Source organism: Agarivorans sp. D1326, assembly GCF_056958115.1.
On record NZ_JBTWEN010000001.1, the window covers coordinates 662458 to 682195 of the forward strand.

Consider the following 19738-nt stretch of genomic DNA (forward strand, 5'->3'; position numbering starts at 1 on the left):
AATCGACACATCTTTGCTTTTAAGCAATTTACAGCCGCTACCTTGAACTTTTATACTGCAAAAAAACAATCGGAATTGCTGTGCGTCATCTAGCTGCTCTATTCATTTTGGTACTTGGCCTTAGCGCATGTACTTCTCCCCCGCCCATTACTACGCAAAACAGCGAATGGGGCCAGCACCTAAGCGAACTTCAACAGATAAAAAATTGGCAACTTAGCGGCAAAATAGCCTTTATCAATGACAATGAAAGACAAGCCGCCAACCTATTCTGGCAACAAAACAACAATAAAAGTGTACTGCGTATTAATGGGCCACTTGGCATGCAAGGCATCGAGTTGCACTACCAGCCAGGCAAAGTATGGGTAAAAACCAAAGATGAAGAGTACCAAGGCAGCGATGCGCAATTGTTGGTTTACCGTTTAACCGGTTGGCAAGTACCGGTAGAGCAGCTGCCTTCTTGGTTGCTTGGCATTCCAACTCAAAATGATTACCAGCTTAATGCTCAAAACCGTTTAGCCGAATTCACCACCAAAGAGCAATGGCAGATTGATTACTTAAACTATGGGCAATATAACCAACATACTCTGCCCCGTCAGCTAACACTTCGCTCGGCCGACAACCTACTAAAACTGAATATTCACAAATGGCAAATTAATGACTCAACACCCCATTAGCGGTCCTTGGCTCTCACCAGCTAAGTTAAACCTGTTTCTATACATCACAGGTCAGCGCGACAATGGCTACCATGACTTGCAAACCCTGTTTCAATTTATTGACTGTTGTGACCAGCTTTATTTTCAGCTAACAGACGATGGCGTAATTAATTTAGAAAGCCAACTAGATTTCCCAGCCGAAGATAACTTAATTGTAAAAGCTGCGCGTTTGCTACAGCAATACTGCACTGTTAGCCGAGGCGCCAATATTAAACTAAACAAACAACTGCCCATGGGCGGCGGTATTGGTGGTGGCTCTTCAAATGCTGCAACGGCCTTATTGGTGCTAAACAGCTTATGGCAATGCGATTTGAGCTTAACCGAGTTAGCCCAGCTAGGTTTGCAACTTGGCGCCGATGTGCCTATTTTTATTCATGGCCATAGTGCATTTGCCGAAGGTGTAGGAGAGCAAGTTCAAGCAGTAGACATTGATGAGCCTTGGTACGTTGTTTTGCATCCCGAGGTGCATGTTTCTACGCAAAGTGTATTTGGCCACCCGGAGTTGCCAAGAAACACGCCAAAAAGAACATGGCAGCAGCTTTTGAACGACAATTGGCAAAATGATTGCCAAGAAATTGTGGCTAAAGTTTATCCGGAGGTTGCACAAGCTCTTAGCTGGTTGGTAGAATACGCGCCGTCGAGGATGACAGGAACAGGTTCATGTGTTTTTGCCGCCTTTGCAACAGAGCGTGAAGCCTTGTCAGTGCTGAATAAACGCCCTAAAAACATTTCTGGTTTTGTGTGTAAAGCCTGTAACCAATCGCCGCTTCATCGGCAGTTGGCTAACGAAAAAACACTCTTAAACACAGCAGGTTTTTAAGAAATTTCATTCTTTCAAACTTAAAAAACGTAACGCTCTTTTGACCCGATAAATCTGAGGTTTCCATCGTGCCAGACATGAAACTCTTCGCCGGTAACGCCACGCCCGAACTTGCCCAGCGTATTGCTGACCGCCTCTATACCACCCTAGGTGATATTTCAGTAGGTAGATTCAGTGATGGCGAGATTAGTGTACAAATCAATGAAAACGTTCGTGGTGGAGACATCTTTGTTGTCCAATCCACTTGCGCTCCAACAAACGACAACGTGATGGAGCTGATTGTTATCGTTGACGCTCTACGTCGTGCCTCTGCGGGTCGTATTACTGCAGTAATTCCTTACTTTGGCTACGCTCGTCAAGACCGTCGCCCACGCAGCGCGCGTGTGCCAATTACCGCAAAAGTAGTGGCAGATTTCCTATCAAGTGTAGGTGTTGACCGCGTACTAACTGTTGACCTTCATGCTGAGCAAATTCAAGGCTTTTTCGACGTACCAGTTGATAACGCTTTTGGTAGCCCAGTATTACTACAAGACATGCTAGACAAGAATCTAGAGTCTCCAGTAGTTGTATCACCAGACATCGGTGGTGTTGTACGTGCTCGTGCAGTAGCTAAAATGCTAAACGACAGCGACTTAGCGATTATTGACAAACGTCGTCCTCGCGCTAACGTGGCTCAAGTTATGAACATTATTGGCGATGTTGATGGCCGTGACTGCATCATGGTTGATGACATGATCGATACTGGTGGCACACTTTGTCAAGCAGCTGCAGCACTTAAAGCAAAAGGCGCTAAGCGCGTATTTGCTTATGCTACTCACCCAGTATTTTCTGGTAATGCTGCAAACAATATTACCGAATCAGCACTAGATGAAGTGATTATCACTGACTCTATTCCGCTAACTGAAGAAATGCGTAATGTTGAGAAAGTTCGTCAATTGTCGCTTGCACCAATGCTAGCAGAAGCTATTCGTCGCGTAAGTAACGAAGAGTCTATCTCTGCAATGTTCTAAGTAGCATTAGACAAAGAATCTTAAAAAGCGCGGTAATGTGAATTACCGCGCTTTTTTATTGGCTTTCAAAAACGTCAATGGTAGAATGCCGCGCCTTTTGAATTGAAGTGGCCAAGTGTTACTCACTTTAACGCTGATTCAACGAGGTACTGGTTAGAGTTTGGTCGCGAAACTTTAGCCTCATTTTATTATTTGGAGAAACACAATGTCTAACATTAAACTTGACGCTGAACTGCGTACAGACCTAGGGAAAGGTGCGAGCCGCCGCCTACGTCACGAAGAAAAAGTTCCTGCTATCGTTTACGGTGCTGGTCAACAACCTGTATCAATCACTCTTGAGCAACGTCACGTGATGAAAGCTCAAGAAGCTGAAGCATTTTACTCAAGCATCATTACTTTAAGTGTTGCTGGTGAAGCAGTAGACGTATTAGTAAAAGACATGCAGCGTCATGCATACAAGCCACGTGTTCAACACATCGATTTCCAACGTGTTGATAACACTAAAGCTATCCACAAAGCTGTACCTCTGCACTTCCTAAACGAAGATTCTGCAGAAGCAGTTAAAAACGGTGGTAAAGTACATCACTTAGCTACTGAGATCGAAGTTAGCTGTCTAGCTAAAGATCTACCTGAGTACATTGAAGTGGACGTAGCTAACCTAGAACTAGGTAGCTCACTACACATTTCAGATATCGCTCTACCTGAAGGCGTTACCTCTGTTGAGTTAGCTAAAGGTGAAGATCACGACCAAGCAGTAGTATCTATTACTACTCCTAAGGGTACATCTGAAGAAGCTTCTGATTCTGAAGAAGAAGCTACTGAAGAATAGTGATAAACGATATTCGTTTACTCGTGGGCCTGGGTAATCCAGGCCCCGAATATGCAGCCACCCGCCATAACGCTGGCGCATGGTTAGTCACTCAGCTAGCCAACAATCATCACGTCCAACTAAAACCAGATAGCAAACATTTCGGATTAACCGGCCGCATTCAAATGGCGGGTCAAGAAATGCGTTTGTTAATTCCTACAACGTTTATGAATCTTAGTGGCAAGTCTGTCGCTTCTTTAGCCAAATTCTATCGCATTGAACTTGAGCAGATTATGGTTGCTCATGATGAACTCGATTTACCACCTGGCGTAGCTCGCTTTAAAAAAGGTGGTGGGCATGGCGGCCACAATGGCCTGCGCGATATCATCAGCAAATTTGGCAACAATAAAGATTTTCATCGTTTACGGATAGGTATTGGACACCCCGGTCATAAAGACCGAGTTTCTGGGTTTGTTCTAGGTAAAGCGCCTAAAAACGAACAACTACTGATTGATGATGCAATTGATGAGGCGGTACGCAGTACCGATGTTTTGCTTAAAGATGGTTTAAGCAAAGCAATGAATCGATTACACAGTTACAAAGCGGGCTAAGCCCCTTACACAAATAGGTATTATTATGGGATTTAAATGTGGCATCGTTGGTTTGCCAAACGTAGGCAAGTCGACCCTTTTTAACGCTCTGACGCAAGCCGGCATTGAAGCTGCTAACTTTCCATTTTGTACTATTGAGCCAAACACCGGCGTAGTACCGGTTCCTGATGAGCGCCTAGACGCCTTAGCAGCCATTGTTAACCCACAGCGCATTCTTCCAACCACTATGGAATTTGTGGACATTGCAGGTTTGGTTGCCGGCGCTTCTAAAGGTGAAGGCTTAGGTAATAAATTCTTAGCTAATATTCGTGAAACCGACGCGATTGGCCATGTTGTTCGTTGTTTTGAAAACGACAACATCGTTCACGTATCTGGCAAGGTAGATCCTGCAGAAGACATCGACACAATTAACACCGAGTTAGCGCTATCTGACTTAGACACCTGTGAAAAAGCGCAAATCCGCGTTGCTAAGAAAGCCAAAGGTGGCGATAAAGACGCCAAATTTGAAGCAGAAGTATTAGTAAAAGTACAAGCGCATTTAGAAGCTGACTTAATGCTACGTAGCTTAGAGCTAAGCAAAGAAGAAAAAGCAGCCATTGCTTACATGAACTTCTTAACTGCTAAGCCAACCATGTACATTGCAAACGTAAATGACGATGGTTTCGAGAACAATCCTTACTTAGACAAGGTAAAAGAGATTGCAGCAAGCGAAAACGCAGTAGTAGTAGCCGTTTGTGCTGAAATTGAAGGCGAAATTGCCGAGCTAGACGCTGAAGAAAAAGCCGAATTCATGGAAGAAATGGGCCTAGAAGAACCGGGTCTAAACCGGGTAATTCGCGCAGGTTACGAACTACTAGACTTACAAACCTACTTCACAGCGGGTGTAAAAGAAGTTCGCGCTTGGACCGTACCCGTTGGTGCTACAGGCCCGCAAGCAGCCGGTAAAATCCATACCGATTTTGAGAAAGGCTATATTCGTGCAGAAGTGGTTGGTTACGACGACTACATTGAGCACCAAGGTGAAGCCGGCGCTAAAACAGCCGGTAAATGGCGCCAAGAAGGTAAAACTTACGTAGTAAAAGACGGTGATGTGATTCACTTCTTATTTAACGTATAAACCTTATCTGTAAACCCAAAAAGCCAACGTCAAGTTGGCTTTTTTGTATCTGCAATTCAGGTTTAGCTAAAACGATTTTAACAGTTTAACCGCCACTCACACCAAATTAAGATCTAAACAAAAGCGTTAAAACATCCCCAAAAGATAGTTTTTAGACTTATTTACTCTATTGTTAGCAACAGTTTGTTAGCGCCCCCTAAAAACCTATTAGGCCAAAGCGAGCAAGTAACAGTCAATTGCGCACAAAGCAAACAGCAGAAATGAGCAAACTAAGTGCATCGCGTACACAAACTGCGCAAACAAACTTTTTTGCCGTTTTTTGGCAAAAAAACGGTTGACGCTGTTGGGTCTCATCAGCATAATACGCCCCGTTCTCAACGCAAAGCGTAGAAAACAAGGCTATGTAGCTCAGCTGGTTAGAGCACAGCACTCATAATGCTGGGGTCGCAGGTTCAAGTCCCGCCATAGCCACCATTACTGTATACTGCTAAAGTTACAGTAAGAAATTTGCGGAAGTGGCGGAATTGGTAGACGCGCTAGATTTAGGTTCTAGTATCGCAAGGTGTGAGAGTTCAAGTCTCTCCTTCCGCACCATTCTTCTTTTAAGAAGAAACCAATAGTAAGACCCTGCAGGGATATCGCCAAGCGGTAAGGCAGCGGCTTTTGATGCCGCCATTCGTTGGTTCAAATCCAGCTATCCCTGCCACATTTTAAGGCTTGAGTTTAGTAACTTGAGTTAAGCAGCAAGAACCATGATTCTTGGTTGCAGTCTAAACCTTAGGTTTAGACACTCGAAACATCGGTAAGCTTGTTTCGAAAAGTTTCTGCAGGGATATCGCCAAGCGGTAAGGCAGCGGCTTTTGATGCCGCCATTCGTTGGTTCAAATCCAGCTATCCCTGCCACTTTTATTGTGCTCAGGTTTACCTGAGAATGCAGTAACTGAATAGGGCAATGTGCCCAGGTAAGACAGTAAAAGCTATGTTGTTGACTAGTATTTGCTTGCCCTGCCGATAAATTTGTAAGTTCACATTGTGAAATTGCAGATGGCTATGTAGCTCAGCTGGTTAGAGCACAGCACTCATAATGCTGGGGTCGCAGGTTCAAGTCCCGCCATAGCCACCATTAGTTTTAAGAAGTATTTCGTGCGGAAGTGGCGGAATTGGTAGACGCGCTAGATTTAGGTTCTAGTATCGCAAGGTGTGAGAGTTCAAGTCTCTCCTTCCGCACCATTCTTCTCTAATGAAGAATCCAGTTCAAAGAGTTTTGTAGGGATATCGCCAAGCGGTAAGGNTTTAAGAAGAAACCAATAGTAAGACCCTGCAGGGATATCGCCAAGCGGTAAGGCAGCGGCTTTTGATGCCGCCATTCGTTGGTTCAAATCCAGCTATCCCTGCCACATTTTAAGGCTTGAGTTTAGTAACTTGAGTTAAGCAGCAAGAACCATGATTCTTGGTTGCAGTCTAAACCTTAGGTTTAGACACTCGAAACATCGGTAAGCTTGTTTCGAAAAGTTTCTGCAGGGATATCGCCAAGCGGTAAGGCAGCGGCTTTTGATGCCGCCATTCGTTGGTTCAAATCCAGCTATCCCTGCCACTTTTATTGTGCTCAGGTTTACCTGAGAATGCAGTAACTGAATAGGGCAATGTGCCCAGGTAAGACAGTAAAAGCTATGTTGTTGACTAGTATTTGCTTGCCCTGCCGATAAATTTGTAAGTTCACATTGTGAAATTGCAGATGGCTATGTAGCTCAGCTGGTTAGAGCACAGCACTCATAATGCTGGGGTCGCAGGTTCAAGTCCCGCCATAGCCACCATTAGTTTTAAGAAGTATTTCGTGCGGAAGTGGCGGAATTGGTAGACGCGCTAGATTTAGGTTCTAGTATCGCAAGGTGTGAGAGTTCAAGTCTCTCCTTCCGCACCATTCTTCTCTAATGAAGAATCCAGTTCAAAGAGTTTTGTAGGGATATCGCCAAGCGGTAAGGCAGCGGCTTTTGATGCCGCCATTCGTTGGTTCAAATCCAGCTATCCCTGCCACCTTAAAAGGCCTGCTTTTTAGCAGGCCTTTTTTCTTTCTGCCTTTCAAACATTAAAAAAAACCTGCTTATACCAATCACACTAAGTAAGTGTTCAAAAATAACGCAGGCTCATTAAATGTTAGCGAATAAACAGGAGTGCTACTGCAAATCTCCTAAAGCATATTTAAGTGCCCAGTCTTTTACTGGGCCCGCTTGTTGTACGCTTTTAATTGCAAGCTTTCGAATAGCCTGTAGCGGCGGCAAACTGTTGGAGAACATTAAGTAAAACAAATCCATGCCGCTTTGCATCAGGTGATTATCGGGCTTACGGCGCACTTCAAAGCGACGTAGTGCCTTTTGTTTATCCGCCATGTCATAGCGCTCGAATTGTTCCAACAAGCACTTCACGTCGCGGTAGCCAAGGTTTACCCCCTGCCCTGCTAATGGGTTAATAGTATGAGCGGCATCGCCAATCACCACTGCGCTATGTTTTACATAACGATCTACGTGGCGTCGAGTTAACGGAAAACTGGCGCTATCTAGTATTTCAATATCACCCGGTAAAGCAGGAAACTCTGATTCGATGCGTTGTTTTAGCTGCGCTTTGTTAAGCTGCTTGAGGCCTTGAATAGTGGCTTTAGCGTCATACCAAATAAGGGCAGCGTGTTGATCTGCCAGTGGTAACAACGCTCGTGGGCCAGTAGGATAAAACTGTTGCCAAGTAGCCGTTTGCTGAGGCGCATCTAGCCTAACGTTAATGGCAAAGCAATCATGGCGATAATCCCAAGCGCTAATGCCTAAACCTAGCTGCTGGCGCATTTGAGAATTTGCACCGTCTGCGACTACCATCAAGCCTGCACTCACCGCTTTCCCATCAACATTAAGCTCTACACCTTGCGCGGTATTGCTAACAAGCTGTACTTGCTTAACGATATTACGTTTTACACCGACCTGCTCGTTGGCTTGCCATAAACCTAATTGGATAATGCGATTTTCTAGCATAAAACCTAATTCGGGCAAATCGAGTTGAGCTGAATCAAAAATCAGCTTATCTTTGGGATCTTCCCACACTTGCAGTTGTAGGTAGGGGCACAAGCGCATAGCGCTAATATGCGGCCAAGCTTGCAAGTGCTTAAGTAAATTAACGCTGGCTTGGCTTATTGCGCTTACACGCAAGTCTATTGGCTGATTGGTGTCAAAAGCTTTGGGCTCAAAAGACTCCAACATCAATACCGATAAGCCCTGCAAGGCAAAACCTTGCGCACTGGCTGCGCCAATCATGCCGCCGCCAATTACCACAACATCAAATTTTTCCATGGTATTTCAATTTGTTCTCACTATTTTCTGCAGTGTAACCTGAAGCGATAAATGGATGCGAATCTTGAAATAAAAATTTGAGCGGCAAAGCCAACACAACAGCACGCGGATGTTTTTTGACCTTTTTCTGGTAATCACCGTTATTGTTACTAGCAAGGCTTGCTATAAACCAGTAAAATACGCCTCCTTTTTTAACGATGTAATGATGAGTAAAACGATGGGAAATAAGCTGCATATAAAAACTTGGGGCTGCCAAATGAACGAGTACGATTCCTCGAAAATGGCTGACCTACTCGATGCAACCCATGGTTTTCAGCTTACTGAAGAAGCTGACGATGCCGACGTACTGTTGCTAAACACTTGCTCTATTCGCGAAAAAGCGCAGGAAAAAGTATTTCACCAATTAGGTCGCTGGAAAACACTCAAAAACAAAAAGCCAAACTTAGTGATTGGTGTAGGTGGCTGTGTAGCCTCACAAGAAGGCAAAGCCATTCGTGAGCGCGCACCTTACGTTGATATTGTGTTTGGCCCGCAAACCCTGCACCGCTTGCCGGAAATGATCAAACAAGTGAAAGGCGGCGAGAAGTCGGTAGTAGACGTAAGCTTCCCAGAAATCGAAAAGTTTGACCGTTTACCAGAGCCTCGAGCCGAAGGCGCAACCGCGTTTGTATCAATTATGGAAGGCTGTAGTAAATATTGTACCTTCTGTGTTGTACCGTATACCCGTGGCGAAGAAGTAAGCCGTCCGCTTGACGATGTTCTATACGAAATTGCCTCGTTAGCCGAACAAGGGGTACGTGAAGTAAACCTGCTTGGGCAAAACGTAAATGCCTACCGCGGCCTTACTCACGACGACAACATTTGTACTTTTGCCGAACTACTACGTTACGTTGCTAGCATTAATGGCATCGACCGTATTCGCTTTACCACAAGCCACCCGATCGAATTTACCGACGATATTGTTGAGGTATATGCCGATACTCCTGAGCTAGTGAGCTTTTTACACCTACCTGTACAAAGTGGTGCCGACCGCATTCTTAACTTAATGAAGCGCGGCCACACAGCCATTGAGTACAAATCGATTATTCGCAAGCTACGTAAAGCGCGCCCCGACATCGAAATTAGCTCTGACTTCATTGTTGGCTACCCTGGTGAAACCCAAGATGATTTTGCCGATACAATGAAGCTTATTGAGCAAGTTAACTTTGATATGAGCTTTAGCTTTGTTTACAGCGCACGCCCAGGTACGCCAGCGGCAGACTTACCAGACGACGTAAGTGAAGAAGAGAAAAAACAACGCTTATATATTTTGCAAGAGCGCATTAACCAACAAGCGATGCAAGTTAGCCGCCGTATGCTAGATACCGAGCAACGCATTTTGGTTGAAGGCCCTTCCAAGAAAAACCCAATGGAATTGCGTGGCCGCACTGAAAATAACCGCGTAGTGAACTTTGAAGGCAGCCATGACGTTATAGGTCAATTCGTTGATGTGAAAATTGTTGATGTGTTTGCTCACTCTTTACGTGGTGAATTGCTAAGAACAGAACAACAAATGGAGTTGCGTAATGACGTTGCCCCTGCCACTATTATCGACAAAACCGATGGGCAAGCTGACCACCTTGGTGTGGCGAGCTTTACGCCTTAGTCGCCGATACGCTTTTAAGGAGTTGAGGCTGGCTACCATAGCCAGCCCGAAAACAATTTGAGTAATAAAATCAATTCTATTGAAATACATCTAGAGCCAGCCTCTAGCCCTCGCCTTGCCCAACTTTGCGGCCCACTTGATGACAACTTAAAGCAACTTGAACGCCGTTTAGGTGTAGAAATTAGTTACCGCAGTAACAACTTTCAAATTACTGGCCGCCATGGCATGTGTTTGATTGCTGGTAGCATTTTGCGTTCGCTATATGTTGAAACCGCGCCGCTAAAAGGTGGCGATATTCCAGAGCTAAGCCCTGAAAAAGTCCACTTAGCGATTCAAGAGAGCCACGCACTCGAGCAAGACGAAGAAAATACTCAGCACTACGGTAAAGAATTAAACATTAAAACCAAACGGGGTGTAATTAAGCCGCGTACGCCAAACCAAGCAAGCTATATTGGTAACATGCTTGGCCACGACGTAACCTTTGGTATTGGCCCTGCAGGTACCGGTAAAACCTATTTGGCTGTAGCTTGTGCAGTTGACGCCCTAGAGCGCCAAGAGGTACGCCGTATTTTGCTTACTCGCCCAGCGGTAGAAGCCGGTGAAAAACTGGGTTTTTTACCCGGTGACTTAAGCCAAAAAGTCGATCCTTATCTACGCCCACTTTACGACGCCCTATTTGAAATGCTCGGCTTTGAAAAAGTAGAGCGCTTAATAGAACGCAATGTTATAGAAGTTGCTCCTTTAGCTTACATGCGTGGCCGTACTCTAAACGATGCTTACATCATTCTCGATGAAAGCCAGAATACCACGGTAGAACAAATGAAAATGTTCTTAACCCGTATTGGCTTTAACTCGCGTGCGGTGATTACCGGTGATATCACTCAAATTGACTTACCACGCCATCAAAAATCTGGCCTACGCCACGCCATTGAAGTACTGAGTGAGGTGCCAGCACTAAGCTTTAATTTCTTCCAAGCCGCTGACGTGGTTCGCCACCCCATTGTCGCCGCTATTGTAGAAGCTTACGAAGAGCAAGATGAGCGTGACCGCATTGCCGAAGAAAAACAAAAGCAACGCCGCGAAGCTGCGCAAAAACTTAGCCAAAGTGGCGGAGAATAAACATGGCGGTTGTTGATCTACAAATCGCCACGGGTGATGAAGAAAATCTGCCAAGTATCAGCGCATTTGAAGCATGGTTGCATGCAACTTTGGTAGAACAAGACCATGATAGCGAAATTACCGTTCGCATTGTTGACGAAGCCGAAAGCCAAGCGTTAAATTCTCAATACCGTCATAAAGATAAACCAACCAACGTGTTATCTTTCCCATTTGAAGCGCCTCCGGGCGTAAGTTTGCCACTATTAGGTGACTTAGTGATATGCCGCCAAGTGGTAGAACGTGAAGCCGAAGAACAGGGAAAACCGGTGTTTGATCACTGGGCACACATGGTTGTACATGGAAGCCTTCATCTGCTAGGTTATGATCATATCGAGGATCAAGAAGCAGAAGAAATGGAAGCACTAGAAATCGCAGTGCTTACCAAATTAGGTATTAGTAACCCTTACTAATACCTGTTGAATAACTAACTAGGTAAAAAAGAAAGATATGAGCGACGACAACCCTCACTCTAGCAACGGTTCTGCTAAGAAAGGCTGGATAGATAAAATTGTTCAGCTGGTACAAGGAGAGCCGAAAAGCAAAGAGGAATTGGTAGAAGTAATTCAAGACGCCAATCAACGAGAACTGATCGACCAAAATACCCGAGAGATGATTGAAGGTGTGCTTGATGTATCAAGCCAGCGTGTAAGAGACATCATGATCCCTCGCTCGCAAATGGTAACCTTAGATGTTAGCCAAACCATTGCACAGATTTTACCCACGCTAACCGAAGCGCGACACTCTCGCTTTCCGGTTATCAACGAAGACAAAGACCACATTGAAGGCGTACTTCTCGCCAAAGATCTGCTCAAATTCGCTTTTACCGAAGAAGCATCAACCACGCCCCTTAGCGAAGTGATTCGCCCTGCAGTTGTAGTGCCAGAAAGTAAACGCATCGACAAACTGCTAAAAGAGTTTCGCAGCGAGCGCTACCACATGGCCATTGTAGTTGATGAGTTTGGTGGTGTATCCGGTCTGGTGACCATTGAAGACATACTCGAAATTATTGTGGGTGATATCGAAGATGAGTTTGCCAACGAAGAAGCGCTACAAGATGATATTCGCCGCATCAATGATAAAACCTTTGCGGTAAATGCCCTCACCGACATCGAAGACTTTAACCAATACTTTGGTTGCGAATTTAGCGACGAAGAAGTGGATACTATTGGTGGAATGGTGACTCACGCCTTTGGCCATTTACCTGGCCGGGGGGAATCAATTGAAATTGAAGGCTACCGCTTTAAGGTTCGCACCGCCGACCGCCGCCGCTTAGTGCAGCTACAGGTGAGCATACCAGAAGAGAAAGCCTTGCAATTAAGCATTCAAGAATAAATGAAACAAGTATTAACACCGCGGCTACGTTTGTTAGCCGCTTTTGTTTGTGGCCTTATCGCCCCCTTCGCCTTTGCTCCTTATGGCCTCTGGCCACTGATGCCTCTCTCACTATTAGGTTTATTGCTACTGTTAAAGCCAGAGCAGTCAGGCTTTAAACTGGGCTTTTGTTATGGCTTAGGCTGGTTTGGCTATGGCATTCACTGGGTGCACGTAAGCATGGCTGAGTTTGGCGGCATGCCTTTGATAGTTAGCCTTGCACTTATGGCGCTATTGGTTGCCTACCTTGCCCTGTACCCTGCCTTTTCCTGTTGGCTTGCAAACAAATGGCAAGGGCCGCGCCGGCTTACGTTTTTCTTGCTGTGGTTTCCCGCCTGCTGGTTACTAGGTGAATGGCTGCGCAGCTGGGTATTAACGGGCTTTCCTTGGTTGCAACCTGGTTACAGTCAAATAGATTCGCCATTATCAACTATTGCACCAGTGTTTGGTCTTTATGGGGTTACTTGGCTAGTGTTGTTAATTGCAGCATCAGCTGCACTTATCTTGGTTAACAAGGGAAAGGTTCGCTGGCTGGCTTGCCTAACAATTGCCTTACCGCTGGTACTGGGATTAACCTTTAAAGGGGTAAGCTGGACCCAAGCTCAGGACTCACTAAAAGTTGCATTGGTACAAGGCAATGTGCCTCTAGATATAAAATGGTTACCACAACATCGTGCAGCAAGCCTTGTTATGTACCAACAAGAAACCGCCGCGATAGACAATGCCGATGTAATAGTTTGGCCCGAATCCGCTATCGCAGCCTTAGAATATGAAGTCATTGATTTCTTACATGACTTAGACGGCCAATTACTTAATAAACAACAAGCCTTAATCACTGGTGTTATTGCTCACGACTTACAAAGTAACCAGTATTACAACGCACTAATAACACTGGGTCAGCAAACGGAAGAAGCGGGTGCAAGTTCTGCGTATTACTACGAAAACCCTAATCGCTACTATAAAAATCACTTATTACCGATAGGTGAGTTTGTGCCTTTTGAGCAATTGCTGCGCCCCTTAGCGCCGTTTTTCAATTTGCCAATGTCTTCGTTTAATCGCGGGGATACTATGCAGCAGAACTTGGAAGTAAAAGGACATCAATGGCTAGCGGCAATTTGCTATGAAATCGCCTTTGGTGAATTGCTAAGACCGCAATTTACGCCAGAGACCGACGCGATTATAACGGTCAGCAACGATGCTTGGTTTGGCACCTCTATTGGGCCACAGCAGCATTTAGAAATTGCCCAAATGCGCGCCTTAGAATTTGGCAGACCAGTAGTGCGCTCAACCAATACAGGGGTAACCGCAATAATCGACCGCTTTGGTAATATTCAGCAGCGTGCGCCTGAGTATCAACAGTTAACACTCACCGATGATGTTACCCCTGCTACTGGGATAACACCTTATCAACGCTTTGGTCTATGGCCTGTCGCGTTAATCGTGTTACTTGGTTTAGCCTCTGGCTTGGTACAACGGATCCGCCAGCGAAAGCTGCAACCTGCTGCCAACTATTAAACTAAGCATCAAAGCGCTGGCGTGATACCAATCACACTAAGTAAGTGAACAGAAATAACGCAGGAAAAATACTCGAGAATAAGGCAGGATTTTTCGATAAGTAGTTATTCTACAATCAAAAATCCTAACGCAGTTGTCGAGCATTTTAACCAGATAGAATGAACCGTTACTTAGTACGATTGGTATAACAAGCGCTTTGAGTTATCTCAAGCCTGCTGCTCACTAATAGGATGACGATAAAATCGCTTACCTTGGCAATGTTCGCAGCTACTAATAATGGTTGGGTGCCACAGTGCGGTTTTATCACCACATTCAGCGCACTCTATCACCCCTAAACCAATTAGCTCGCCGCTTTGATACACGCCTTGATGTTGCAGATCACCAATCAACTCATGCCACTCTACTTGGCTTTGGTCACTTAACTTAGCCAGCCAATACCATATGCTTTCTTTAAGCAGTGCCATTCCAGGGCTTTCGTCATAAGCGCGCTGGTAATCGGTTTTCCAGTCGCTTAAATCTCGACGAACGTAGTTAGCAATAAGCTGCCATTCATCTTGGCTTAAATCACTAGCAGCTTGTAAATACTCTTGCGTGGTATCAATTAGCTTAGACAGCTCTTCTTGACCCACTTCCCCACTTTCTTGAATGCGTTTTTCAAGGTCTTCCACAAAGGCTTGATAGGCTTTTACTCGCTTTGGCATAACTCACCCACAGTCTAAAGTGCATTTACATTATTAAGCATAGACCTTTTGTTTCACTGCAAATGTGCGCTAGCTATTGTTGTCGGCAGGCGGACTCGGTATCCTATGCGGATCGAGTATGGTAGCAATAGGCTGCCTAATCCAAATTTGGTTCATTCTGGAAGATTCCATCAATGCAAGAGCAATACAATCCGCGTGATATTGAAACCAAAGTGCAACAGCACTGGGAGCAAGCGCAAACCTTTAAAGTTGTTGAACAGCCGGGTAAAGAGAAGTTTTACTGTCTGTCTATGTTCCCATACCCAAGCGGTCGCCTGCATATGGGTCACGTGCGCAACTACACCATTGGTGATGTAGTCTCTCGCTACCAGCGCATGCAAGGTAAAAACGTTATGCAACCAATGGGTTGGGATGCATTTGGTCTTCCAGCAGAAAACGCAGCGATTAACAACAATACTGCGCCAGCTAAATGGACATACGAGAATATCGAATATATGAAAACTCAGCTAAAGCAGTTGGGTTTTGGCTACGACTGGGACCGTGAACTGGCAACCTGTAAGCCAGATTACTACCGTTGGGAGCAGTGGTTCTTCACTAAGCTTTACGAAAAAGGCTTAGTTTACAAAAAAATGGCTACGGTAAACTGGGATCCAGTAGACCAAACAGTATTAGCCAACGAACAAGTTATTGATGGCCGAGGCTGGCGTTCTGGTGCTTTAGTAGAGCAAAAAGAAATCCCTCAGTGGTTTATTAAAATCACCGATTACGCACAAGAGTTACTTGATGATCTCGACCAACTAGACGATTGGCCAGAGCAAGTAAAAACCATGCAGCGTAACTGGATTGGCCGTTCTGAAGGCGTAGAAATACAGTTTGGTTTAGAGAACAGCAACGAGCAATTCTCTATTTACACCACCCGCCCAGACACCGTAATGGGTGTAACCTACGTTGGCGTAGCTGCGCAACATCCACTTGCTTTAGAAGCCGCTAAAACTAACCCAGAATTAGCCGCCTTCATCGAAGAATGCAAAAACAACAAAGTGGCCGAAGCCGACATGGCGACCATGGAGAAGAAAGGCATGGCCACTGGCCTAAATGCCGTTCATCCCCTAACGGGTAAGCTAGTGCCAATTTGGGTCGCTAACTTTGTATTAATGGGTTACGGCTCTGGTGCAGTAATGGCTGTGCCAGCACACGACCAACGTGATTTCGAATTTGCTCAAGCTTACGGTTTAGACATTGTAGGTGTGATTAAGCCAAGCGATGCTGAGCTAGACTTATCAGAGCAGGCATTCACCGAGAAAGGCGTATTGTTTAACTCGGATGAATTTGACGGCTTAGAATTTAAAGCCGCCTTTGATGCCGTTGCAGCCAAACTTGAATCCATTGGTAAAGGTAACAAACAAGTTAACTTCCGCCTACGCGATTGGGGCGTAAGCCGCCAGCGTTACTGGGGTACGCCAATCCCAATGCTAAACCTAGCTAACGGTGATGTTGTGCCAGTGCCAGAAGACCAACTACCGGTTGTTCTTCCAGAAGATGTGGTGATGAATGGCGTAACCTCGCCAATTAAAGCCGATCCAGAGTGGGCAAAAACTGAATTTGAAGGTCAAGAAGCCTTCCACGAAACCGATACTTTCGACACCTTCATGGAATCTAGCTGGTACTACGCGCGTTACTGTAGTGCTAACAACGAAGACATGATGCTAGACCCAGAGCAAGCAAACTACTGGTTGCCGGTTGATCAATACATTGGTGGTATCGAGCACGCGATTTTGCACCTACTTTACGCACGTTTCTTCCACAAACTATTGCGCGATACCGGCTTAGTGGATTCAGACGAACCGTTTAAACGCTTGCTTACTCAAGGCATGGTATTAGCCGACGCCTTCTACTACGAAGATGAGAAAGGCGGTAAGGTTTGGGTTTCTCCAGTTGATGCCATCACTGAGAAAGACGAAAAAGGCCGTATTACCAGTGCTAAAACTGCCGATGGCAAAGCACTTGTTTACGCCGGCATGAGTAAAATGTCGAAGTCGAAAAACAACGGCATCGACCCACAGGTAATGGTAGACAAATACGGTGCCGACACTGTGCGCTTGTTTATGATGTTTGCTGCTCCTGCCGAGCAAACCCTTGAGTGGCAAGACAGCGCAGTAGAAGGCTCATTACGTTTCCTACGCCGTGTTTGGAAACTTGCCTACGACCACGTTAATGCTGGCGAAACACCAGCGCTTGATGTGGCAAGCTTGAGCGCAGCACAAAAAGATCTACGTCGTGAAGTGCATAAAACCATCGCTAAGGTGAGTGATGATGTTGGTCGTCGTCAAACCTTTAACACTGCTATTGCAGCGATTATGGAGTTGATGAACAAACTCACTAAAGCTGATCAAAGTGATGCCAATAACCGCGCAGTAACCCGTGAAGCAATTAATGCAGTAGTACTAATGCTATCGCCTATTACGCCGCACATCTGTGACCAATTATGGACACTACTTGGCAACGAAGGTGACATTGATACAGCGGCTTGGCCAAGTGCCGATGAAAAAGCCATGGTAGAAGACAGCAAACTCATTGTTGTGCAAGTAAACGGCAAGCTACGCGCTAAACTTACTGTGGCTGCAGATGCAGACCAAGAGGCAGTTCAAGCGCTGGCAATGGGCGACGAAAATGTCGCTAAGTTTGTTGACGGAAAAACCGTACGCAAAGTGATTTATGTTGCAGGTAAACTGCTTAACATTGTTGCTAACTAAGTTATACGGCGGGCTATCACCCGCCGTTTTTTACTGCGAGAAAGCATGACTACAACCATTCGTTTCGCCGTTATTGCCTTAGCCATTAGCCTAATTTCGGCCTGTGGTTTTGCACCACGTGGCAGCTATTTGTTAGATGAGAAACTCACTCAAATCTACGTATCTTCAAGTGATGAATTTAGCCCACTAGTTCGTGAGCTAAAACGTCAACTAGCGCAAAACAATGTCGCAGTATTTGAATTTCCTGAAAGTGGCATTCCAACCCTGCACCTAAGAGGCGAAGATATTAGCAAGCGCACGCTGTCGTTATTCGAAAACGGTCAGGTCGCAGAATACGAGTTAAGTTATCAAGTGGGCGGTTACTTGCAAATTGCCGACCAAGGCAACTTCCCGATTAATGTGCAACTCCACCGAGACTTCCAAGATAACCCCTTAGCAGCACTAGCAAAACAACGAGAGCGGGAGCTATTGTACGACGAGTTACGGGTAATGGCTGCCGACCAAATTATGCGTCAATTGGCTACGGTTAGTTGGTAATATGCGCATCTACGCTGACCGCTTGTCACAGCAAAATGCCGCAAACTACAGCTGCTATTTAATAGCAGGTGAAGAACCGCTGATTAAGATTGAAACTATCGACAGCATTCGCCAACAATTACAACAACAAGGTTTGGCTGAAGAACGCTTAAAGTTCACCTTTGATGCAGACTTTCAATGGCCAGATATTTTTGATGCAATGTCTGAGCTGTCGCTGTTTAGCCAATATCGTTTAATTGAACTGCAACTTGATCGGGTACCCGACAAAGCCATTCAAAATCAGCTTGATGAACTACTACAGTTGCTCAACCCTGAGACTCGATTTTTACTCAGCGTGCCTAAGTTAACCAAAGCCAATGAAAAGCAAAATTGGTACAAGCTTTTTGACCAACAAGGCTTAGTGGTAATGATTTATCCACCAGAAGGTGGACAATTGCACGCTTGGGTAAGGCAACGTTTAAGCCAACAACACCTGCCCGCCGATAACGACCTAATAGCCTTATTACTGCATTATTATGAAGGGAACTTACTCGCGCTTAGCCAGGCAATATCAACCATTGCATTACGCTGGGGGCAGCAACTTCCTTCGTTAAAAGAAATTGAAGCGGGCTTGTCACATGCCAATCATTTCTCAAGTTTTCAATTGGTCGATGCACTATTAGGTGGTGACTTTCAGCGCAGCTTATTAATCATTAAGCAGCTGCAACTTGAAGGCGAAGAGCCAACCTTAATCAATTGGGGCCTAGACAAAGAGTTTAAGTTGCTACAGCTTTTGCAAGAGCAGCCCTCTAGCCACCATTCCAGTTTATTTAAACAGCACGGCGTTTGGAATAAGCGCCAAGGCTTAGTCAGTAGCGCGGCAAAACGCTATAGCCCACAACAAGTTAACGCTGCGCGTATGCAAGTTGCCGAAATAGACAAAGCCATTAAGCAATTTACCGGTGACCATGCTTGGCACCAATTAGAGCGCTTAGTGTTTGAATTGGCATCACCAGCGGTAACACATGCTTAAGCTGTTTTTTGGCGGCTCATTTGACCCTATTCACCTTGGACACGTTATCAGTGCCCAACAATTGCTAGCCGCCACCAATGCTGCCGACATAACACTGCTGCCCAATGCCTTATCACCGCTTAAAGAAAAGCAATTTAGCACCGCGCAACACCGCCAACAATTGCTAGAGCTTGCACTAAGTGATTACCCTCAACTTAAGCTAGACTGGCGCGAAGTTGCTCGAGGCGGCCACTCTTATACCTGCGATACCCTTAAACAACTCGCTAATGAATATCCAAATCAGCCGCTTGGCTTTGTGATGGGTTTAGATTCGTTCAATCATTTAGATAAATGGCGTGAATGGCAAACACTTTGCGACTACGCACATTTGGTCGTGATTGCGCGCCCCGGTTACCACTTACAAGTCTCAGAGCAGCTAAGCCAATGGCTTGAAACCAAGTTATGTAAAGATGTTCGTGAGCTAAGCGCTCACAACAATGGCAAAATATACTTTTGTCAGCTGCAAAAAATGGATATGTCTTCGAGCCAGATCCGCCAGCACTTGCAAAACCAAGCAAACCTAGACTTGCTGAAAAATCAGTTATCTGAAAAAGTCCTTAACTATATTCTTCAACATAAGCTTTACGGCGCTTAAC

General features: G+C 45.3%; 18 protein-coding genes and 11 tRNA genes. 26 read left to right on the forward strand and 3 right to left on the reverse strand.

Going from position 1 to position 19738, the window contains the following annotated elements; translation table 11 throughout:
- Positions 1 to 80 precede the first annotated feature (80 nt).
- The 17 genes from lolB to ACYFDN_RS03065 all read left to right on the forward strand — a co-directional run bounded on the left by lolB (position 81) and on the right by ACYFDN_RS03065 (position 7113).
- Complete coding sequence (gene lolB, locus ACYFDN_RS02985; RefSeq protein WP_152781503.1) at positions 81 to 674, forward strand: lipoprotein insertase outer membrane protein LolB; 594 nt, start codon at positions 81 to 83, stop codon at positions 672 to 674.
- The gene (gene ispE / locus ACYFDN_RS02990) at positions 655 to 1533 is read left to right on the forward strand and encodes a 4-(cytidine 5'-diphospho)-2-C-methyl-D-erythritol kinase (protein WP_483509951.1); all 879 of its coding nucleotides are present in this window, start codon (positions 655 to 657) and stop codon (positions 1531 to 1533) included. Before lolB ends, ispE begins: the two co-directional genes overlap by 20 nt.
- A 68-nt stretch (positions 1534 to 1601) precedes the next feature.
- A complete protein-coding gene (locus tag ACYFDN_RS02995) occupies positions 1602 to 2543 on the forward strand; it encodes a ribose-phosphate pyrophosphokinase (RefSeq protein ID WP_016402182.1) in 942 nt (313 codons plus the stop codon).
- A 205-nt stretch (positions 2544 to 2748) separates the two neighbouring features.
- The gene (locus ACYFDN_RS03000) at positions 2749 to 3372 is read left to right on the forward strand and encodes a 50S ribosomal protein L25/general stress protein Ctc (RefSeq protein ID WP_016402183.1); all 624 of its coding nucleotides are present in this window, start codon (positions 2749 to 2751) and stop codon (positions 3370 to 3372) included.
- On the forward strand, positions 3372 to 3962 hold the full coding sequence (gene pth / locus ACYFDN_RS03005) for an aminoacyl-tRNA hydrolase (RefSeq protein ID WP_016402184.1): 591 nt from the start codon (positions 3372 to 3374) through the stop codon (positions 3960 to 3962). Before ACYFDN_RS03000 ends, pth begins: the two co-directional genes overlap by 1 nt.
- Before the next feature lie 25 nt (positions 3963 to 3987).
- Positions 3988 to 5079, forward strand: coding sequence for a redox-regulated ATPase YchF (gene ychF / locus ACYFDN_RS03010; RefSeq protein ID WP_016402185.1), 1092 nt, complete (start codon positions 3988 to 3990; stop codon positions 5077 to 5079).
- Positions 5080 to 5476: 397 nt separating this feature from the next.
- Positions 5477 to 5553, forward strand: a tRNA-Met gene (locus tag ACYFDN_RS03015).
- A 35-nt stretch (positions 5554 to 5588) separates the two neighbouring features.
- A tRNA-Leu gene (locus tag ACYFDN_RS03020) sits at positions 5589 to 5673 on the forward strand.
- 37 nt (positions 5674 to 5710) lie between these two features.
- Positions 5711 to 5785 (forward strand) — tRNA-Gln (locus ACYFDN_RS03025).
- A gap of 122 nt (positions 5786 to 5907) precedes the next feature.
- Positions 5908 to 5982: transfer RNA gene (locus ACYFDN_RS03030), tRNA-Gln, on the forward strand.
- A gap of 143 nt (positions 5983 to 6125) precedes the next feature.
- A tRNA-Met gene (locus ACYFDN_RS03035) sits at positions 6126 to 6202 on the forward strand.
- Between the two features lie 22 nt (positions 6203 to 6224).
- Positions 6225 to 6309: transfer RNA gene (locus tag ACYFDN_RS03040), tRNA-Leu, on the forward strand.
- Between the two features lie 92 nt (positions 6310 to 6401).
- Positions 6402 to 6476 (forward strand) — tRNA-Gln (locus tag ACYFDN_RS03045).
- A gap of 122 nt (positions 6477 to 6598) precedes the next feature.
- Positions 6599 to 6673, forward strand: a tRNA-Gln gene (locus tag ACYFDN_RS03050).
- Between the two features lie 143 nt (positions 6674 to 6816).
- Positions 6817 to 6893: transfer RNA gene (locus ACYFDN_RS03055), tRNA-Met, on the forward strand.
- Positions 6894 to 6915: 22 nt separating this feature from the next.
- Positions 6916 to 7000, forward strand: a tRNA-Leu gene (locus ACYFDN_RS03060).
- Between the two features lie 38 nt (positions 7001 to 7038).
- A tRNA-Gln gene (locus tag ACYFDN_RS03065) sits at positions 7039 to 7113 on the forward strand.
- 140 nt (positions 7114 to 7253) lie between these two features.
- Here the strand turns inward: ACYFDN_RS03065 and ACYFDN_RS03070 are convergent.
- Positions 7254 to 8411 carry an FAD-dependent monooxygenase gene (locus tag ACYFDN_RS03070; RefSeq protein WP_483509952.1) on the reverse strand — a complete coding sequence of 386 codons (1158 nt, stop codon included), beginning with the start codon at positions 8409 to 8411 and terminating at the stop codon, positions 7254 to 7256.
- Complete coding sequence (locus ACYFDN_RS03075; RefSeq protein WP_483510048.1) at positions 8398 to 8667, reverse strand: hypothetical protein; 270 nt, start codon at positions 8665 to 8667, stop codon at positions 8398 to 8400. The genes ACYFDN_RS03070 and ACYFDN_RS03075 overlap by 14 nt, the downstream gene beginning before the upstream one ends.
- Between ACYFDN_RS03075 and miaB the strand changes: the two genes are divergently transcribed.
- The 5 genes from miaB to lnt are packed head-to-tail and all read left to right on the forward strand — an operon-like array spanning position 8629 to position 14100.
- On the forward strand, positions 8629 to 10056 hold the full coding sequence (gene miaB / locus ACYFDN_RS03080) for a tRNA (N6-isopentenyl adenosine(37)-C2)-methylthiotransferase MiaB (RefSeq protein ID WP_040307283.1): 1428 nt from the start codon (positions 8629 to 8631) through the stop codon (positions 10054 to 10056). The genes ACYFDN_RS03075 and miaB overlap by 39 nt on opposite strands.
- Positions 10057 to 10113: 57 nt before the next feature.
- A complete protein-coding gene (locus ACYFDN_RS03085) occupies positions 10114 to 11175 on the forward strand; it encodes a PhoH family protein (protein WP_016402189.1) in 1062 nt (353 codons plus the stop codon).
- 2 nt (positions 11176 to 11177) lie between these two features.
- On the forward strand, positions 11178 to 11624 hold the full coding sequence (gene ybeY / locus ACYFDN_RS03090) for an rRNA maturation RNase YbeY (RefSeq protein ID WP_016402190.1): 447 nt from the start codon (positions 11178 to 11180) through the stop codon (positions 11622 to 11624).
- A gap of 37 nt (positions 11625 to 11661) precedes the next feature.
- Positions 11662 to 12546 (forward strand): CNNM family magnesium/cobalt transport protein CorC, encoded by an 885-nt coding sequence (gene corC / locus ACYFDN_RS03095; protein ID WP_016402191.1) that lies wholly within the window; start codon positions 11662 to 11664, stop codon positions 12544 to 12546.
- A complete protein-coding gene (lnt, locus tag ACYFDN_RS03100; protein WP_483509953.1) occupies positions 12547 to 14100 on the forward strand; it encodes an apolipoprotein N-acyltransferase in 1554 nt (517 codons plus the stop codon).
- A 206-nt stretch (positions 14101 to 14306) separates the two neighbouring features.
- Here lnt and ACYFDN_RS03105 read toward each other — a convergent pair whose 3' ends face one another.
- Entirely contained in the window at positions 14307 to 14801 is a 495-nt protein-coding gene (locus ACYFDN_RS03105) for a zinc ribbon-containing protein (RefSeq protein ID WP_016402193.1), read from the reverse strand.
- Between the two features lie 173 nt (positions 14802 to 14974).
- Here ACYFDN_RS03105 and leuS point away from each other — a divergent pair, with 173 nt between their 5' ends.
- The 4 genes from leuS to nadD are packed head-to-tail and all read left to right on the forward strand — an operon-like array spanning position 14975 to position 19737.
- Positions 14975 to 17554 (forward strand): leucine--tRNA ligase, encoded by a 2580-nt coding sequence (leuS, locus tag ACYFDN_RS03110; RefSeq protein ID WP_483509954.1) that lies wholly within the window; start codon positions 14975 to 14977, stop codon positions 17552 to 17554.
- A gap of 45 nt (positions 17555 to 17599) precedes the next feature.
- The gene (locus tag ACYFDN_RS03115; RefSeq protein WP_483509955.1) at positions 17600 to 18091 is read left to right on the forward strand and encodes an LPS-assembly lipoprotein LptE; all 492 of its coding nucleotides are present in this window, start codon (positions 17600 to 17602) and stop codon (positions 18089 to 18091) included.
- A gap of 1 nt (position 18092) precedes the next feature.
- Entirely contained in the window at positions 18093 to 19103 is a 1011-nt protein-coding gene (gene holA / locus ACYFDN_RS03120) for a DNA polymerase III subunit delta (protein ID WP_483509956.1), read from the forward strand.
- Positions 19096 to 19737, forward strand: a complete 642-nt coding sequence (gene nadD, locus ACYFDN_RS03125) for a nicotinate-nucleotide adenylyltransferase (RefSeq protein WP_483509957.1) — start codon at positions 19096 to 19098, stop codon at positions 19735 to 19737. Before holA ends, nadD begins: the two co-directional genes overlap by 8 nt.
- Position 19738: the final 1 nt, after the last annotated feature.